The sequence below is a fragment of the Pseudomonas sp. Lb2C2 genome, assembly GCF_052112205.1.
GTDB classification, from domain to species: Bacteria; Pseudomonadota; Gammaproteobacteria; order Pseudomonadales; family Pseudomonadaceae; genus Aquipseudomonas; species Aquipseudomonas kilonensis.
Map to the genome: position 1 here is coordinate 456,848 of NZ_JAUTYW010000007.1, position 17,757 is coordinate 474,604.

The following is a 17,757-nucleotide window of genomic DNA, read 5'->3' on the forward strand; positions in this document are numbered from 1 at the left end:
AGAAGAACCAGCGGTCGTTTACAGACCAAGCGCTTGCTTGGTAGTCTCGAGCCACCTTTGCCGGAGGGAGCGCCATGCCCAAAACGATCCGAATCGGTTGCGCCAGCGCCTTTTGGGGCGATACCTGTACTGCGGCGACGCAACTGGTCGAGGGCGGGGCGCTGGATTACCTGGTATTCGACTACCTGGCCGAAGTGACGATGTCGATCATGGCCGGGGCGCGCCTGAAGGACCCTTCGAGCGGCTACGCCACGGACTTCATCGAGGTCCTCACACCGCTGCTCCAGCGTTTGCATGACGATGGGGTGCGCGTGATCAGCAACGCTGGCGGGGTCAATCCCCAGGCCTGTGCGAAGGCCCTGCAAGCGGCCTGTAATCAGGCGGGCGTGTCGTTGAAGATCGCCGTGCTGTTGGGCGATGACCTGCAACCGCAATTCGAAAAGCTCGCCTCCCTGGGCATCCGTGAAATGTTCAGCGGCGACCCCCTGCCGCCCGCGTGCGTGTCCATCAACGCCTACCTTGGCGCGCCCGGTATCGTCGAAGCGTTGCGCCTGGGGGCCAATGTCGTGATCACCGGCCGCGTGGTGGACAGCGCCGTGGTCAGCGCCGCCCTGGTGCATGAATTCGGCTGGGCCTGGGACGATTACGACCGATTGGCCCAGGCCGCACTGGCCGGACACCTGATCGAGTGCGGCGCCCAGTGCACGGGCGGCAACTTCACCGACTGGCAGCAAGTGCCGGATTACGAGCACATCGGCTTTCCCATCGTCGAGGTCAGCGCCGACGGCCAGTTCACGGTTACCAAAACCGAAGGCAGCGGCGGATTGGTCACGCCATTGACCGTCGGCGAGCAGTTGCTCTACGAAATCGGCGACCCGCAAGGCTATCTATTGCCGGACGTGATCTGTGATTTCAGCCAGGTCAGGTTGATCCAACAAGGCAAGCACGCCGTGCACGTCCACGGCGCCAAGGGCTTGCCGCCCACCGATCAATACAAGGTCAGCGCCACCTGGCCGGACGGTTGGCGCTGCACCGCCACCTGCCTGATCGCCGGCATTGATGCAGTGGCCAAGGCTGAACGGGTCAGCCAGGCGATCATCGCCAAGACCTCACAGATTTTCAGCCAACGTGGCTGGGCGCCCTACAGCGAAGTGAACATCGAACTACTGGGCAGCGAAGCCACTTATGGCCAGCACGGCCAGCGTCGGGACAGCCGTGAGGTGGTGATCAAGCTGGCGGTTCGGCACCCGGAGAAACAGCCGCTGGTGCTGTTTTCCAGGGAGATCGCCCAAGCCGCCACCGGCATGGCGCCGGGGCTGACGGGTCTGGTCGGCGGCCGGCCGACGGTGTCGCCGTTGATTCGCCTGTTCTCGTTCCTGATCGACAAAGCCACTTGCCGGCTCGACATAGAACTCGACGGCCAGCGTCACCCTTGCCACTTGCCCACTTTCGAACCGCTGCACACCGTCGATCTGCCGGTCGCCCCGGATGTGCCCAAACCCCAGGGCCAGGCCGATGCCAGCGTGCCGCTGGTCAAACTGGCGGTGGCGCGCTCCGGCGACAAGGGCAACCACAGCAACATTGGCGTGATCGCCCGTGACCCCGAATACCTGCCCTGGATCGCCGAAGCGCTGATGCCGGAGGTGATGGTCGACTGGATGAGCCACGTGCTCGACCCACGGTTGGGTCGGGTCGAACGCTGGTACCTGCCGGGCACCCACAGTTTGAATTTCCTGCTGGAAAACGCCCTCGGCGGCGGCGGTGTCGCCAGCCTGCGCATCGATCCCCAGGGCAAGGCGTTCGCCCAGCAGTTGCTGGAAATCCAGATTCCGGTGCCGCAAGGCATCGCCGATCAGGTCAACTAGGAGACGGTCGCATGGCGAATGCCCGTGGATTAAACATGACGATCAGCAGAACCTGTGGCGAGGGAGCTTGCTCCCGCTGGGCTGCGCAGCGGCCCTGGCTTTTTGCGATTGCTGCGCAATCGAGCGGGAGCAAGCTCCCTCGCCACAGGGTTTTGCGCTAATCCGTTCGAGCAAGAGGAATCCTCATGCCAGTCATCGAATCGCACCTTGATCCCCATAGCGCTGACTTCACGCGCAACCACGCGGCGATGCTGGCCGGTGTCGAACAGCTGCGCCAGCTCGAACAGGCCGTGCTGGAGAAAGCCGCCCAGGCCCAGGGCAAGTTCGACCAGCGCGGCCAGTTGTTGCCGCGCCAGCGCCTGAACCTGCTGCTGGACCCTGGCGCGCCGTTCCTCGAACTGGCGAGCCTGGCCGGCTACAAACTCCATGACGACAAGGACGGTAGCCAGGCCGGCGGCGGCCTGATCGCCGGGATCGGCTACGTGTCCGGGGTGCGGGCGTTGGTGGTGGCCAACAACAGCGCAATCAAGGGCGGCACGATTTCCCCCAGCGGCTTGTACAAGACCCTGCGCCTGCAACAGATCGCCATGGAAAACAAACTGCCGATCATCACCCTCGCCGAAAGTGGCGGCGCCAATCTCAATTACGCCGCGCAGATCTTCGTCGAAGGCGCGCGCTGCTTCGCCAACCAGGCACGCCTGTCGGCCATGGGCCTGCCACAGATCACTGTGGTACATGGCTCGGCCACGGCCGGTGGCGCCTATCAGCCGGGTTTGTCGGATTACGTGGTGGTGGTGCGCGACAAGGCGCGGCTGTTCCTGGCCGGACCGCCGTTGCTCAAGGCCGCGACCGGCGAAGTGGCCAGCGAGGAGGAACTGGGCGGTGCGCAGATGCACGTACAGGTGGCCGGCACCGCCGAATACCTGGCCGAGAACGACGCCGACGGCGTGCGCCGGGCCCGGGAGATCCTCAGCCTGCTGCCCTGGAATGCGCAACTGCCGCCACAGCCCGAACGGACGTGGACAGAGCCGCTCTACCCCGCCGACGAGTTACTGGGACTGGTCCCCGTCGACCCGAAGAAGCCCTATGACGTGCAGGAAATCATCGCCCGCATCGCCGACGGCTCGAATTTCCTGGCCTTCAAAAGCGAGTTCGACGCCCAGACGATTTGCGGCCACTTGCACATTCGCGGTCATGCCTGCGGCCTGATCGGCAACAACGGACCGATCACGCCCCAAGGTGCCAGCAAGGCCGCGCAGTTCATCCAGTTGTGCGACCAGAGCCGCACGCCCTTGCTGTTTTTGCACAACACCACCGGGTTCATGGTCGGCACCGAGTCGGAGCGACAAGGGGTGATCAAGCACGGCGCCAAGATGATCCAGGCCGTGGCCAATGCCCGAGTGCCCAAGCTGACCGTCGTGGTGGGCGGCTCCTACGGCGCCGGCAATTACGCCATGTGCGGCCGTGGGCTGGACCCACGCTTCATCTTCGCCTGGCCCAACAGCCATACGGCGGTGATGGGCGGCGCACAGGCCGGCAAGGTCCTGCGCATGGTCACCGAGGCCACGCAGATCAAGAACGGCCTGACCCCCGACCCGAAGATGCTGGACCTGCTCGAGCAAACCACCGCGCAGAAACTCGACAGCCAGTCCACCGCTCTCTACGGCAGCGCCAGCCTGTGGGACGACGGGCTCATCGACCCGCGCGACACCCGCACACTGCTGGGCTACCTGCTGGACATCTGTCACGAGGCCGAGCAGCGGCCACTGCAAGCCAACAGCTTCGGCGTGGCCCGTTTCTGAGGACGCTCCACGGCTCACAGGAGAACAATGAAAATGATCTTCACCCAGGAACACGAAGCGCTGCGGCGCACCGTTCGCCAGTTTGTCGAGCATGACATCAACCCTTACGTCGACGAATGGGAGAAAGCCGGGCGTTTCCCCATCCACGAGGTTTTCCGAAAGGCCGGCGAGCTGGGCCTGCTGGGCATTTCCAAACCATCTGCCTTTGGCGGCATGGGCCTGGACTACAGCTATTCGATCGTCGCGGCCGAGGAATTTGGCACCATTCATTGCGGCGGCGTGCCCATGTCCATCGGCGTCCAGACCGACATGTGCACCCCGGCCCTGGCCCGCTTCGGCTCCGATGAGTTGCGTGAAGCGTTCCTGCGCCCGGCCATTCGCGGCGAACAGGTCGGCTGCATCGGCGTCTCGGAAGTCGGCGCTGGCTCCGACGTCGCCGGGCTCAAGACCACGGCGCGCAAGGACGGCGACGACTACGTCATCAACGGCAGCAAGATGTGGATCACCAATGCGCCCAGTGCCGATTTCATTTGCCTGCTGGCCAACACCTCGGATGACAAGCCCCACGTCAACAAATCGCTGATCATGGTGCCGATGCACAGCCCCGGCATCAGCCTCGGCCAGCACCTGGACAAACTCGGCATGCGCAGCTCGGAAACCGCCCAGGTGTTTTTCGACAACGTGCGAGTGCCACAACGCAATCGCATCGGCCAGGAAGGCGCCGGGTTCATGATGCAGATGCTGCAGTTCCAGGAAGAACGCCTGTTCGGCGCGGCCAACATGCTCAAGGGCCTGGAGCATTGCATCGACAGCACCATCGCGTACTGCAAGGAACGCAAGACCTTCGGCACGGCCCTGATCGACAACCAGGTGATCCACTTTCGCCTGGCGGAACTGGCCAGCGAGATCGAATGCCTGCGGGCGCTGGTCTACCAGGCCACCGAGCAGTACATCAACGGCCAGGACGTCACGCGGCTGGCGTCGATGGCCAAGCTCAAGGCCGGACGCCTGGCCCGGGAAACCACCGACAGTTGCCTGCAGTACTGGGGCGGCATGGGCTTCATGTGGGACAACCCGGTCGCCCGGGCCTATCGCGACGTGCGGCTGGTGTCCATCGGTGCCGGTGCGGACGAGATCATGCTGGGCATCATCTGCAAGCTCATGGGGATTTTGCCGGGGAAGAAAAACTGAGTACATCACCTGCCAGACCGCCATCGCGAGCAAGCTTTGCTCCCACAATGCCCAGTGAGTGCATTCACCTGTGGGAGCAAAGCTTGCTCGCGATGAGGTCCAAACAGACACCGCAAGACTCCAGGAATGAACCCATGCCCGCCTTCAGCAAAATCCTCATCGCCAACCGTGGCGAAATCGCCTGCCGGATCCAGCGCACCGCCCAGGCCCTGGGCTATCGCACGGTGGCGGTGTTCAGCGAGGCTGACGCCGAGGCGCTGCATGTGCGCATGGCCGATGAAGCCGTGCTGATCGGCGCGGCCGCGGTGCAGCAGTCCTACCTCAACCCCTCGGCCATGCTCGATGCAGCCCGGCGCTGCGGGGCCGATGCGATCCATCCCGGCTACGGCTTTCTTTCGGAAAATGCCGGGTTCGCCAAGGCCTGCGAAGCCGCCGGCATCGTGTTCATCGGCCCCAGCCCCGAGGCAATCGACCTGATGGGCAGCAAGCGCCGGGCAAAAACCGCCATGATTGAAGCCGGCGTTCCCTGCATCGCCGGTTACCAGGGCGCCGCCCAGGACGACGACACGCTGCAGCGCGAAGCCGGACGCATCGGCTACCCATTGATGATCAAGGCCAGTGCTGGTGGCGGCGGTCGAGGCATGCGCCTGGTCCAGCGCGCCGAGGACCTGCTGGAGCAGTTACGCAGCGCGCGCTCGGAGGCCCTGCACGGGTTTGGCAACGACGAGTTGATCCTCGAACAGGCCTTGATCGATCCGCGGCATGTGGAAGTGCAGATTTTCGGCGACCACCATGGTCAGCTGATCCACCTGGGCGAACGGGACTGCTCGATCCAGCGGCGCCACCAGAAAGTCATCGAGGAAGCGCCCTGCCCGGTCATGACCACTGACCTGCGCCAGGCCATGGGCGACGCAGCACTCAAGGCCGGACGCGCAGTGAATTATGTCGGTGCCGGGACCGTGGAGTTCCTGCTCGCGGCGGACGGCCGGTTTTACTTCCTGGAGATGAACACGCGCCTGCAGGTCGAACACCCTGTCACCGAGTTGATCACCGGCCTGGATCTGGTGGCCTGGCAATTGGACGTCGCCGCCGGCAGGCCGTTGCCCCTGCGTCAGGAGCAGGTGATGCTCAGCGGCCATGCCATGCAAGTGCGGCTGTACGCCGAGGACCCGGCGGCGGATTTCCTGCCCCAGACCGGGCGGCTGATCGGCTGGGAGCCGCCCATACGCGACGGCGTGCGAGTCGACCATGGCCTGCAGGAGGGCCAGCTCATCACTCCGTTCTACGATTCGATGCTGGGCAAGCTCATCGTCCACGGCGCCACCCGCGAGGAGGCCCGACGCAAGTTGTTGCGAGCGGTGGAAGATTGCGTATTGCTTGGCGTCCAGAGCAACCAACGCTTGCTCGCCGGGTTGCTGGCACATCCGCGGTTCATCGCCGGCGACTTCGGCACCGGTTTCATCGGGCAGCACTTAGCCAATCATGCGGCGCTCTTGCCCCTTGAGCCCTCAGCCGAACAGCTCGCCATCGCCACCGCGGCGTTCTATCAGGCCTCGCAGGCACGGCATGCCCCCGACCTCGGCGGATGGCGCAACAGCCTCGGCGCGGCGCTGCATTATCGAATCGGCATCGGCGAGCACGACTGGGCGCTGAGCCTTGAGGCCAAAACCAACGGGACACTGCACATCCGCAGTACCGGGCGCTTGATCGAACTGAGGCTGCTCGACGCTGACGCGTATGGCGCCACGCTGATCATCGACGGGATTCGCCAGCGTCATGCCTGGCGCCTCGATGGCAATGATCTATGGCTGTCTACCCGCCCCGGTGGCCTGCACCTGCAAGACCGAACCCACACCTCCATCGCCGCCAAGGCCGGCCCCCGCGACGGCACGCTCAAGGCGCCCATGGACGGTGCCATTGTCGAGTTGCTGGTCAGCGAAGGCAGCACAGTGCGCCAAGGCCAACTGCTGATGGTGCTTGAGGCAATGAAAATGGAGCACCCACTCAAGGCCGGCATTGACGGCGTGGTCAGGCAATTGCAGGTCACACGGGGTGACCAGGTGCAAAACCGGCAAGTTTTGTTACGTGTCGAAACAGGCGACTAGTCGGATGCCGCGGGTTTGACTACGCTCAAACCCATCAGCACGCCGATACCGGGAACCCTGCAATGCCTCACTGGCTGGTGATTGATCTGGAGGCCACCACCGATGAAGGTGGCTGGCCGGTAACCGAAATGGAAATTATCGAAATCGGCGCCACGCTGGTAAATCGTGACGGTCGCGAGGTGGATCATTTCCAGCGCTTCGTGCGCCCCCTGAGACGCCCGCTGCTCACGCCCTTCTGTCGCGAACTGACCCACATCACCCAGGCCAATATCGACGGTGCCGCGCCCTTGACCGAGGTCTGGCCGGCGTTCGAGCGCTGGCTGGCGCCGTACCAGTCGAAGCTGGAAAGCTGGGTCAGTTGGGGCGATTACGACCGCAAGCAACTGCTTCAGGAATGGCAGCACCAGCAGTTGCACAGTGTCCTCGGCCAGGTGCCGCACATGAACCTCAAGCAACGCTTCGCCAAGGCCCGTCGGCTGGAACGACCGCTGGGGCTCAATGGCGCTCTGCAACTGGCTGGCCTGCAATTCTGCGGTCAACAGCACCGTGCGCTGGAAGACGCGCGCAATACCGCGCGGTTGTTGCCCCTGGTGCTTCCGGGTTGAACGCCTGCCACCTGCCGGTGCGGCAGATGACGAATGTTGCAGCCTTGTGCATACTGGCCGGCCTTTTCCAGCCCCTTTTTCGAGGAATCGCCCATGTTTAAAGTCAACGAGTACTTCGACGGCACCGTCAAGTCGATCGCTTTTGGCACTGCCGAAGGCCCTGCGACCATCGGCGTCATGGCACCGGGCGAATATGAGTTCGGCACGGCCCAACGGGAAATCATGCACGTGGTCTCCGGCGCCCTGACCGTGAAACTGCCTGACAGCACCGACTGGGAAACCTTCGAGGCCGGCAGCCAGTTCAATGTCCCGGCCAACAGCAAGTTCCAGCTCAAAGTGGCTGTCGATACCGCATACCTGTGTGAATACCGCGGCTGAAGCTAGAAGCTAGAAAAGCTGTTGCCTGACAAACAAAAATGCCCGTGTCCAATGACACGGGCATTTTTATTCACGGATCTTTTTATTCGAGCACTTCAACCGGCATGCCGACTTCAAGCCGACCGTTGCTGTCGTTGACCAGGTTCTGGCCGAACATCGCACCGTCCGTTGTCGAACGGTATTGCTGCAAGGTGGCAAAGGGTTCGCGATTCGGGTCGCGTTCGCCGGTCTGCGGATCGACCGTGGTCATGATGCAGCGCGAGCATGGTTTGACCAGCCGGAACTCCACCTCGCCGATACGAATGCGCTTCCAGCCGTCCTCGGCAAACGCCTCGCTGCCTTCGACCACCAGGTTGGGGCGAAAGCGCAACATTTCCAGCGAACGACCGACCCGGCTCGACAGGTCCTGCAAGGACGCCTGGCCAATCAGCAGCAGGGGGAAACCATCGGCAAAGGCGACCTTGTCATCGTCCTTGCCATAACCGGCTGCGGTGGTGCGCGCCAGTTCCACCGGCACATGCACCAGCCGCGTGGGGGTGCCGATGAATTCGCTGACCCAGGCCGCGGCCTCGTCACCGGCATCCGGCACGCGCAAGGTGTCACGCCAGATGATCACTGCGCGCCGCTGCTCTTCCTGGGTTGGCGGCAGCGGCACGTCGATGGCGCCATGGCCCGGCGCGCTGAGCGTCAGGCCGCCCGCTTCGTTCCACAAGGCTGAGAGCTGGCTCATCTTCGCCACGGCGCGCTGGGTCAGGAAACGACCCGTGCCCTCATCCACCAGCATCCAGCGCCGATCACCGTCCAACCCCAGCTTGTCCAGCCCAATCCCTTGCAGGGGCTGGCCCTGGCCGGACTTCAACGGATACCGATACAGCGCGCTCAGCCGCAACATGGTCAACTTCCCTGGTGGCGAAAAAATGCCACCTTATACGAGCCGGCCATCGAAGCAAACCACCCTCGGCTTCAGTCGAGCATCAGCCGCTGACGCACCACGTCGACCAGCTTGTCCGGCTGGAATTTGGAGAGGAAGTTGTCGCACCCGACCTTCTTGACCATCGAATCGTTGAAGCTGCCGGACAGCGAGGTGTGCAATACGACATAGAGCCCACGCAAACGCGGATCGTTGCGGATTTCGGTGGTCAGGCGGTAGCCGTCCATTTCCGGCATTTCCGCGTCGGTGAAGATCATCAGCAATTTATCGGTCATCACCTCGCCGGTATCGGCCCAGGCCTTGAGCATGTTCAGGGCTTTGAGGCCGTCGCTGGCGATGTGCATTTTCACGCCCAGTTGACCCAGGGTATCGCGCAGTTGCGAGAGCGCGACGTTGGAGTCGTCCACCAGCAGCACTTCGCGGCCACGGGCGCGCTCCAGCACCGGGTCTTCGAGTTTGTCCCGGGAGACCTTGGCGTTGTACGGCACGATTTCGGCCAGGACTTTTTCCACGTCGATGATTTCCACCAACTGATCGTCCACCTTGCTGATGGCCGTCAAGTAGTGCTCGCGGCCGGCGCTGGTCGGGGGGGGCAGGATGGCTTCCCAATTCATGTTGACGATGCGGTCGACACCGCCCACCAGAAATGCCTGAACCGAGCGATTGTATTCGGTCACGATAATGGTGCTGTTAGGGCCTGGCACCAGCGGACGCATGCCAATGGCCTGGGACAGGTCGATCACCGGCAACGTCTGGCCCCGCAGATTGACCACGCCGCACACGAACGGATGGCGCTGCGGCATCAGGGTCAGCTTCGGCAGTTGCAGGACTTCCTGGACCTTGAACACGTTAATGGCGAACAACTGCCGCCCCGCCAGGCGGAACATGAGAATTTCCAGGCGATTCTCACCCACCAGTTGGGTTCGTTGATCTACTGTGTCGAGAATGCCGGCCATCGATGACTCCTGGGCTTGTTCGGATGAATCCAATAAAAGAGATATCGGCTGCACCAGCCGAATCTTGACCCCGGATAAAATACAAGCGCGGGGGCATTGATGTCACATTAACATCATGCTTTACTGGCTTCGTAACTTCATCTGCGATTTTCCTCGCCGCGCGACCCTGGTTTGCGCGCAAAGTTCCGCTGCCTAAGGGATTCCCCTAGGCACAATCAGGTCCAACCTGATATTCCCGTTATCCAATAGCCATTAATGTGACGCCATTCTCATTGCTGAACGGAGTCAGGCTTTTGTGCGCGACCACAGGACATCGGACCTCCAGTCTTTCGGCCGATCCCACCCGTGCAATTGTTTGCGAATTCACTTTCGCTGAACGGCAGGGGCGTGTCGCTGTGCGTCCGTCCGCAATCGACCTTGAGATCCAGCCGTTCGCCATAAGCGGTTTTCTTTCGCCTGACATGATGTTGTGGAGATAAGCATGCCGAACGATCGTAGGAACTGGAGTGAGCGTCTTCCCGAACTTCTGATCGAAGCCGAGACGCTGCTGGCCAAGTCGGAGGAATGCCTGAGCCATCTGCAATTAATCAACAACGACAAGGACGCCATCGATTGCATGCTCAGCACCTTGCTGAAACTCTCGAACAAGGCCAATGCCCTGGCGCTGGAAGCCGTTTCGGAGTTTTCACTGCATATCCATGGTTTGCTCAATCACGCGCAAAACCACATGGAGTTGCATGACCAGGCCTTGGACGCCCTGAAGGATTGCTTGACCCTGATGGCCTGGCAGCTGGAACTGGTCGATCACACCACCGGCCAGTTGGGCCTGGACAGCAGTGAACAGATCTCGTTGATCGAGGCATTTGCTTTCCAGGTAGGCCAGTGTCCTGGCCAGGCATTGGCAGCGTCACGTCCGCTGGCGTTGGTATCCTACTCCCAGAAACAAGCCTGATGCGATGATATCGGCTCAATGCGGCGCGCCCGGCCCATGGTGCTTTCGCCGCACCATGCCGAGCGCGACCAACGATAAGCGAAGTGGTACCATCTCGCGCGTCAGCCACTTCAAGACAGCGCCGTAAAAGCCGCCAACCGAAGCCGCCCTCGACCTGAAACGTTTACCCGACCGGCCTGTCAGATGCGCTGACCGGCCTGCCCGCAGCGAACATTCATTGGCTCCATCCGCTATGTACGCCAGCCTCAAGTCATTCATCACCTGGCCTCCCTCCCGAGAAAACGCCCGTCGCTTCACACTATTGTTGTGCGTCTGCTCAACCCTCGGCAGCCTGCTGGCCTACCTGTTCGCCCATACGGTGCCGTTGAGCCTGTTGGCACTGAATGTCGCAGCCATGACCTGTGTTTGGATCCACCATCGATTGTCGCGCAAATCCATCAAGTTCCAGCCCCAGGAACTGGCCGACCGATTACTTGAAGTACAGGAAAACGAGCGCCATCGTCTGAGCCGCGAATTGCACGACGACATTGGCCAGTTGCTGACCGCGGCGAAACTGCAAGGCGAATGGCTCAAGCGGCGGATGCCGGAAGAATTGCAAGGCCAATGCGCGCTGCTTTGCGAGACCCTGGACGAAACCCTCAACAAGGTCCGCGATGTATCGGCGATCCTCAACCCCAGGGAACTGACCAGCCTCGGACTTGAAGCCAGCCTGCGGGCGCACCTGCTCAAGACGCTGGCCAACGTCCCGGTGAAATGGAGCCTCGATTGCCAACAGCGCATGGCGGGCATCCCCGAGGAAATGTCGGTCGCGGTGTTCCGGATCACCCAGGAAGCGGTCACCAACATCTTGCGTCATGCGCGGGCGACGAATCTGCTGGTACGCCTGCAACGCCTGCCCGACGGCCTGACCCTGGAGATCAGCGACGATGGCCAGGGTTTTGTCCCGGCCACCCACCCCGCGCGCGAAGGTCAACGGGGCATGGCCGGCATGTTGGAGCGGGTCGAACAATTGGGCGGCACCCTCAAGGTCACCAGCGAGGCCGGCAAAGGCACGCACATCGAAGCACGCTTTCCCTGGGCACCGCGTGCCCTGGAACGAGCCAGTAAGAATAAGGTTCTCCTTTGATTTGTAATTTGCTTCTGGTAGATGACCATTCCCTGATCAGGGCCGGCGTACGCGCGCTGGTCATGGATATCCCCGGTTATGCCGTCATCGGCGAGGCCAGTGATGGCACGCAATTGGTGGAATTGGTCGAACGGCTGAACCCCGATATCGTACTGCTGGACATCTCCATGAAGGACACCAGCGGCCTGGACGCCCTGCTACAGCTCAAGCGAGTGCGCCCCCACAGCAAGGTGCTGATCCTGTCCATGCATACGGATCCGGCGCTGATCATGCAGGCGCTGGAATCCGGAGCCCATGGCTACCTGCTCAAGGACACCACTGCCAATGAGCTGAAACACGCCCTGGAGGCGTTGCGCAACAATGAACGCTACCTGAGCCCGGCCATCGCCCACACCGTGATCAACCAGGCGCTGACTCGCGTCCAGAAGCACCAGCCGGACCCCGCCCAGGCCCATAACCTGACAGCACGCCAACTGGAAATACTGCGGTTGATCGTACGCGGCAAGTCCACCCGGGAAATTGCCAACGGCCTGAACCTGAGCATCAAGACCGTCGAAACCCACCGGGCGCAAGTCATGAAGCGCCTGCAGATCCATGACGTGGCCGGCCTGGTGCTGTTCGCGGTGCGCGAAAAAATCATCAGCCTGGACGATTGAGCGCAGCCGTATCGCCCAACAGTGGCGAATCGGACGGCAGATGCACGCGCAGTGCCTTCGGGCGGACAGTGAAACGCAGGGCGTCGACCTGCAACGGCTCGCCATCGAGATTGATATCCAGGCCTTGGGCGACCTTGATCTCCACCCATGGCAAGCGCGCGCGAACAAACATGTTGTCGATGCCCAGGCCGCCCGCCAGCAAGTCCTTCAACGTACTGACCACTTCCTGAGGCGCCGGCAGGATGCTGATGTCCAGCAACCCATCATCGGCCAACGCCTGCGGGCACAGCACATGGCCTCCCCCCGCCTGTCGACCGTTGCCGATACCCAGCGCGAGCAAATCGCCCTGCCAGTGGAAATCGGGGCCTTGCAACTCACCATAGGCGGCACTCAGCTCACTGAATCGCGACAGGCCGGTGAACAGGTAGGCCGCGCCCCCCAGGACTTTCTTGAGGTCCTCGGAGGTGTTCGCCGTCACCTGGCTGCCAAAACCGCCGGTGGCCATGTTCAGGAAAATCCGGCCGCAGACTTCGCCCACATCCACGGCCTGCGGCGCAACGTCAAGCAAATCCAGGGCCTGCGCCGGCTCCAACGGAACGCCGGCGGCCCGGGCGAAATCGTTGGCAGTGCCCAGCGGCAGCAGTACCAGGCTGGCATCGCTCGATTTGAGGACGATCGCTTCGGCGATGTCACGCAAGGTCCCATCGCCGCCGCCGGCGATCAGTCGCGTATAACCGGCCTCCAGCGCCTCATCGACGCATCGTTGGGCATCACCGGCTTCCCAGGTCAACCGTACCGCCAGGTCCCAGCCCTGCTCGCGCTTGAGCATCACCGCCGTGCGAACCTCTTCGTTGAGCGCTTGCTTGCCATGCAAAATCAACAGCGCCTTGCCTTTGCTCATCGTTGTCTCCGTCATTGGAAGGTTCAGGAAATGGGACCGCTCATTCGACCGAAATAGCCTCGATGAACCTCAATTTATTAAAAAAGACAGGAAGGCGAGCCCCGGGAGAAAACCCGTTGGGCAGCTCGCCCGACCGGTACGCCTTGATTCGAAGAGTTTTCTTACAAGATCTGGCGAATCGGCTCAATTGACCCTCTAGCGGTATTGAGAGACCTTGGCCTTCTGTTCTGCTGGAACGCTAAAACCCTCATCACACAAGGAAGCACTTACCCATGGATGGATACGTCACGGCCCGCCGGGGCCGGATCAGTCGTTTGAACAGTTATGGCCAAGGGGATGAACCGTCCCATGCATAACCGTGAATACAAGCTGTTGCCCCGGCAGCGCCCGTCCTTCGGGAACGGGCGGGCCGATACTCGGAACGAATGCAAAAGTTGCAGTAATCCCGTTGGAGGAATTGATTTGGAACCGCGCGTCGTTGAACTGGAAACCCACCTCAAATACATCCGCAAAGACATGGATGAAATTCGCACCGACGTAAAGGTGATCCGCCACCGGCTGGCCTATTCGGCTGGCGCTGCAGCGGTGGTGCTCGGCCTGCTGGGCTGGATTGCGAACAATCGATTCGATCAGTTGGTGATGCTGCTCACACGATGAAGGGTGAGACGCATGCAGGCCCGAGTATCCGACTCGGGCCGCAGAACACCTGCCACAGGGCTAGCCAAGGACTTCACTCAAGGGAATGAAGCCCACTTCATCGCCCTCCACCAGCGTCCGTCCCTCCAGCACTTCGACCAGCCCTTCGGCCCAGGCCGCGCTGCGCAGGACACCCGAGCTCTGATTTCGGTAGATGATCGCTCGACCATTCTCCATGCGGCCTCGCAAGTACTCTCGTCGACCGCCCGCCTTCGGCCAGGCGAAACCGGCCGGCACCTTGAACTTGAGCGGCGCCACCGACTGAACGCCCTGGCGTCTCAGCAGGTAAGGCCTTGCCAGCAATGCGAAAGTCACGAGGGTCGAGGCCGGGTTTCCAGGCAGGCCTATGACCGGCACGCCGCGGTAATGCCCGAACGTCAGCGGCTTACCCGGCTTGATGGCGAGTTTCCAAAGCGCCAGCTCACCGTCCTCACGCAAGGCGATGCCCAGGAAGTCCGCCTCCCCCACCGATACGCCACCAGTGGACAGGATCAGATCGACATCTGACAATTGTGCCAGGCGCTCGCGGGTGGCCGATAAATCATCGGGCAGAATACCCGCGTCAACCACCTCACACCCCATGCGTTGCAGCCAGCCACACAGCAGCACGCGGTTGCTGTTATAGATCTGGCCTGGGCCCAGCGCCTGACCGGGTTCGACCAGTTCATCCCCCGTGGACAGGACTGCGACGCGGACCTTGCGCACCACTTCCAGCGATGCACAGCCCAAGGATGCCGCCAGCCCCAGCTCGATCGGCCCCAGGCGAGTGCCAGCAGAGAGAACCTGCTCCCCGACGGTGGTCTCCTGCCCCCGGGGGCGAATGTTCTGCCCGCTGATCATGGGCTCGATAAACCGCACCCGCTGATCGTCTTCAACCACGGCGTTTTCCTGCATCTCGACGCAATCCGCGCCGGCCGGGACTGGCGCCCCAGTGAAGATTCGCGCGCACGTGCCAACAGCCAGCGGCTCCGGGGCCTGCCCGGCAAAAATCCGCTGGCTGACCGTCAACGGCTCGCCATTCCAGTCAGCCAGCCGCAAGGCATAGCCGTCCATGGCGCTGTTGGGCCATGGCGGCAAATCAAGGCTCGACACCAGATCCTCGGCGAGCACTCGCCCTAGCGCCGCGGCCAACGGCAAATGCTCGCGCTGGACAATCGGCGTGGCCGCCGCCATCTCGAGCAGTCGCTCCAACGCGACCTCAACGGCCATCAAGGCGCCGGCCTTGCCCGGTTTACCCACGGGATTCACAAGGCGCTGCCTGTTTCAAATGAGCCACGAAGTTGCACGGCCGATGCCGCACATCCAGTTGTTCAGCCAGGATGCCATCCCATCCGGTACGCACCGCATTGGTCGAACCCGGCAGGCAGCACACCAGCGTGCCATTGGCCAGGCCAGCCAGCGCCCGGGACTGCACGGTGGAAGTGCCGATGTCGGCCACGGATATCTGTCGGAACAACTCGCCAAAACCATCGACCTGCTTGTCCAGCAGGCACGTGACGGCTTCCGGCGTACTGTCACGCCCCGTGAAGCCGGTGCCGCCAGTGATCAACACCACCTGCACCACGTCCTCGGCAATCCAGGTCGCGACTTGCGCGCGGATCTTGTACAAATCATCTTTGAGCAGGACCCGCTCCGCCAGGTTGTGCCCGGCCGCCGTGAGCCGATCGACGAAGACCTGCCCGGACGTATCGGTTTCCAGGGTACGGGTATCACTGACAGTCAGCACCGCGATATTGAGCGGCACGAAAGGTACATCAGCCTTGGCTTTCATAGGCTCGTCCAGTTGTGGAGGAAACAGCCCGGTGTTATATCACAGCGCTTCATTTTTTCGCCCGTGCGGAGACACGCCATGACCTCGAACACGTCACTGCCACCCTGCTCTATCCTGCTCCTGGCGGGCGGGCGCGGACAACGCATGGGCGGCCAGGACAAAGGCCTGGTGCCGTGGCAGGGCGAACCGCTGATTGCCCATCTGCATCGCCAGACCCGCGCCATGAGCGATGATCTGATCATCTCCTGCAACCGTAATGCGCAACGTTATGCACCGTATGCCGATCAGTTGGTGCATGACGAGGAAGGCGACTTTCCCGGGCCACTGGCGGGCATCCGGGCGGGTCTCAAGGCTGCGAGGCACCCGTATTTGCTGGTGCTGCCGTGCGATGTGCCGCAAATCGACGCCAACCTGCTCGATAACATGCGCAGGACGGCCAGCCAGCACCCCGACCAACCGCTGATGGTGCGGCACGGCGAGCACTGGGAGCCGCTGCTGTGTGTCATTCCGTTGGCCCTGGCAGCGAGCTTCGAAAAAGCCTGGCGCGAAGGCGAACGCAGCCCCGGTCGTATCATGCGCGCACTGCACGCCGTTGCATTGCAATGCCCAGCCGACGATCCCCGCCTGGCAAATCTGAACACACCGGAGTTACTGGCCCGGCACAAAGGCGTGTCAGATTGACACTAGCCAGGAACTTGCGCGCGATGTATACGTCTGAAGGTCAGTAACTTGAAGAATCCATTTCGGAGAAACACCATGACACAACGGACCCTCGCCACGTTCATGCTCGCTCTGGGCCTCGCCACCCTTGCCGGGTGCGCTTCGCCAACAGTGATCACCTTGAATGACGGTCGCGAAATCCAGGCCGTCGATACCCCACATTACGATGAAGAAAGCGGCTTCTACGAATTCGAGCAACTGGATGGCAAGCAGACTCGCGTGAACAAGGATCAGGTTCGTACCGTTAAGGATTTGTAATCTGTAACGCTGCTGCCCGATGTCGCTAAAAAACGGCGCTTCCTGAAGAGGGAGGCGCCGTTTTTTTTGGGGGGCTTGGTTTTGGGCTTGGTTTTGGGTGTATATCCGTTGCTGCGGTAACGGCCACTTAGGGTTCCGCCCTGACGGCGGGTCACTTTCGAAAAGCGCGAAAGTAACCAAAGCGCTCCTGCCCCACCACTCGGCACCTCGCCTAGGCTCGGTGTGCCCTCACTCCGGCATTGCTCCGTGGGCCCGCCGCGAAGGGCCATCCATGGCCCAGCGCGGCTACCTCGGCATCCATGCCGAGGGGCCCACTGCGCAATGCCTACGTTCGGCCAGCGTGGTTAACGGGGCGCCGAGATCAACGTCCACTGCGAGGCGGCCTGATAGCCGACCTGGTTCTTGATGGGACCGCGTTTCTCCTGTGGGAGCGAGCTTGCTCGCGATAGCGGTGGATCAGTTTGTGATGATGGTGGGTGTGCCTATGTCATCGCGAGCAAGCTCGCTCCCACAGGTTTTTGTGTCGTGTGCTGATGTTGTGAATACCCACAGCCCCATGTGGGAGCGAGCTTGCTCGCGATAGCGGCAGCTCAGCCACACAGATGCTGGACGTGCCCCGCTCTTGCTTTGCTTTGGATTTTGATCTGGGGCGCCCCGTTAACCACGCTGGCCGAACGCAGGCATTGCGCAGTGGGCACCTCGGCATGGATGCCGAGGTAGCCGCGCTGGGCCCAGAGTGTGTAAAAACCGATAAAAACATCGTCGGCACGTAGTGCCGACAGGTGTTAGCCAACTGATTAAAACCTGAAGCGCTCTTGTGGCTCCAAACGGCCCCTACAAGCGC

Annotated in this window: 17 protein-coding genes; 12 read left to right on the forward strand and 5 right to left on the reverse strand. The window is 62.0% G+C overall.

Annotated elements, in window-relative coordinates:
- The first annotated feature begins 74 nt into the window (after positions 1-74).
- The 6 genes from Q7F16_RS23075 to ppnP all read left to right on the forward strand — a co-directional run bounded on the left by Q7F16_RS23075 (position 75) and on the right by ppnP (position 7,946).
- Positions 75-1,865 (forward strand): acyclic terpene utilization AtuA family protein, encoded by a 1,791-nt coding sequence (locus tag Q7F16_RS23075; protein ID WP_409556943.1) that lies wholly within the window; start codon positions 75-77, stop codon positions 1,863-1,865.
- A 185-nt stretch (positions 1,866-2,050) separates the two neighbouring features.
- Positions 2,051-3,667, forward strand: coding sequence for a geranyl-CoA carboxylase subunit beta (gene atuC, locus Q7F16_RS23080; RefSeq protein ID WP_409556944.1), 1,617 nt, complete (start codon positions 2,051-2,053; stop codon positions 3,665-3,667).
- 33 nt (positions 3,668-3,700) lie between these two features.
- A complete protein-coding gene (gene atuD / locus Q7F16_RS23085) occupies positions 3,701-4,858 on the forward strand; it encodes a citronellyl-CoA dehydrogenase (RefSeq protein WP_409556947.1) in 1,158 nt (385 codons plus the stop codon).
- 134 nt (positions 4,859-4,992) lie between these two features.
- Complete coding sequence (locus Q7F16_RS23090) at positions 4,993-6,963, forward strand: acetyl/propionyl/methylcrotonyl-CoA carboxylase subunit alpha (protein ID WP_409556945.1); 1,971 nt, start codon at positions 4,993-4,995, stop codon at positions 6,961-6,963.
- Between the two features lie 62 nt (positions 6,964-7,025).
- Positions 7,026-7,568, forward strand: coding sequence for an exonuclease domain-containing protein (locus Q7F16_RS23095; RefSeq protein ID WP_079305585.1), 543 nt, complete (start codon positions 7,026-7,028; stop codon positions 7,566-7,568).
- Positions 7,569-7,661: 93 nt separating this feature from the next.
- Positions 7,662-7,946: a pyrimidine/purine nucleoside phosphorylase gene (gene ppnP, locus Q7F16_RS23100; protein WP_014337306.1), complete on the forward strand. Its 285-nt coding sequence runs from the start codon at positions 7,662-7,664 to the stop codon at positions 7,944-7,946.
- Positions 7,947-8,028: 82 nt separating this feature from the next.
- Here ppnP and Q7F16_RS23105 read toward each other — a convergent pair whose 3' ends face one another.
- Positions 8,029-8,838, reverse strand: a complete 810-nt coding sequence (locus tag Q7F16_RS23105) for an MOSC domain-containing protein (RefSeq protein WP_095963512.1) — start codon at positions 8,836-8,838, stop codon at positions 8,029-8,031.
- Positions 8,839-8,909: 71 nt separating this feature from the next.
- Positions 8,910-9,833 carry a chemotaxis protein CheV gene (locus Q7F16_RS23110; RefSeq protein ID WP_003183670.1) on the reverse strand — a complete coding sequence of 308 codons (924 nt, stop codon included), beginning with the start codon at positions 9,831-9,833 and terminating at the stop codon, positions 8,910-8,912.
- A 481-nt stretch (positions 9,834-10,314) separates the two neighbouring features.
- Between Q7F16_RS23110 and Q7F16_RS23115 the strand changes: the two genes are divergently transcribed.
- From Q7F16_RS23115 to Q7F16_RS23125, 3 genes are all read left to right on the forward strand, one after another.
- Positions 10,315-10,785, forward strand: a complete 471-nt coding sequence (locus Q7F16_RS23115; RefSeq protein WP_046063782.1) for a hypothetical protein — start codon at positions 10,315-10,317, stop codon at positions 10,783-10,785.
- A gap of 232 nt (positions 10,786-11,017) precedes the next feature.
- On the forward strand, positions 11,018-11,911 hold the full coding sequence (locus tag Q7F16_RS23120; RefSeq protein ID WP_046063781.1) for a sensor histidine kinase: 894 nt from the start codon (positions 11,018-11,020) through the stop codon (positions 11,909-11,911).
- The gene (locus tag Q7F16_RS23125) at positions 11,908-12,567 is read left to right on the forward strand and encodes a response regulator (protein ID WP_046063780.1); all 660 of its coding nucleotides are present in this window, start codon (positions 11,908-11,910) and stop codon (positions 12,565-12,567) included. The genes Q7F16_RS23120 and Q7F16_RS23125 overlap by 4 nt, the downstream gene beginning before the upstream one ends.
- On the opposite strand, the gene yegS is transcribed toward Q7F16_RS23125, so the two are convergent.
- The gene (gene yegS, locus Q7F16_RS23130) at positions 12,551-13,468 is read right to left on the reverse strand and encodes a lipid kinase YegS (protein WP_046063779.1); all 918 of its coding nucleotides are present in this window, start codon (positions 13,466-13,468) and stop codon (positions 12,551-12,553) included. The genes Q7F16_RS23125 and yegS overlap by 17 nt on opposite strands.
- A gap of 348 nt (positions 13,469-13,816) precedes the next feature.
- On the opposite strand from yegS, the gene Q7F16_RS23135 reads away from it, so the two are divergent.
- Entirely contained in the window at positions 13,817-14,125 is a 309-nt protein-coding gene (locus Q7F16_RS23135; protein ID WP_235399628.1) for a hypothetical protein, read from the forward strand.
- Between the two features lie 60 nt (positions 14,126-14,185).
- Here Q7F16_RS23135 and Q7F16_RS23140 read toward each other — a convergent pair whose 3' ends face one another.
- Positions 14,186-15,373, reverse strand: a complete 1,188-nt coding sequence (locus Q7F16_RS23140) for a molybdopterin molybdotransferase MoeA (RefSeq protein ID WP_409556948.1) — start codon at positions 15,371-15,373, stop codon at positions 14,186-14,188.
- A gap of 22 nt (positions 15,374-15,395) precedes the next feature.
- Positions 15,396-15,935 carry a molybdenum cofactor biosynthesis protein B gene (gene moaB / locus Q7F16_RS23145; protein ID WP_003183685.1) on the reverse strand — a complete coding sequence of 180 codons (540 nt, stop codon included), beginning with the start codon at positions 15,933-15,935 and terminating at the stop codon, positions 15,396-15,398.
- Positions 15,936-16,013: 78 nt separating this feature from the next.
- On the opposite strand from moaB, the gene mobA reads away from it, so the two are divergent.
- Entirely contained in the window at positions 16,014-16,616 is a 603-nt protein-coding gene (mobA, locus tag Q7F16_RS23150; protein ID WP_046063777.1) for a molybdenum cofactor guanylyltransferase MobA, read from the forward strand.
- A gap of 75 nt (positions 16,617-16,691) precedes the next feature.
- Positions 16,692-16,913, forward strand: a complete 222-nt coding sequence (locus Q7F16_RS23155) for a YgdI/YgdR family lipoprotein (RefSeq protein WP_003199454.1) — start codon at positions 16,692-16,694, stop codon at positions 16,911-16,913.
- Positions 16,914-17,757 lie beyond the last annotated feature (844 nt).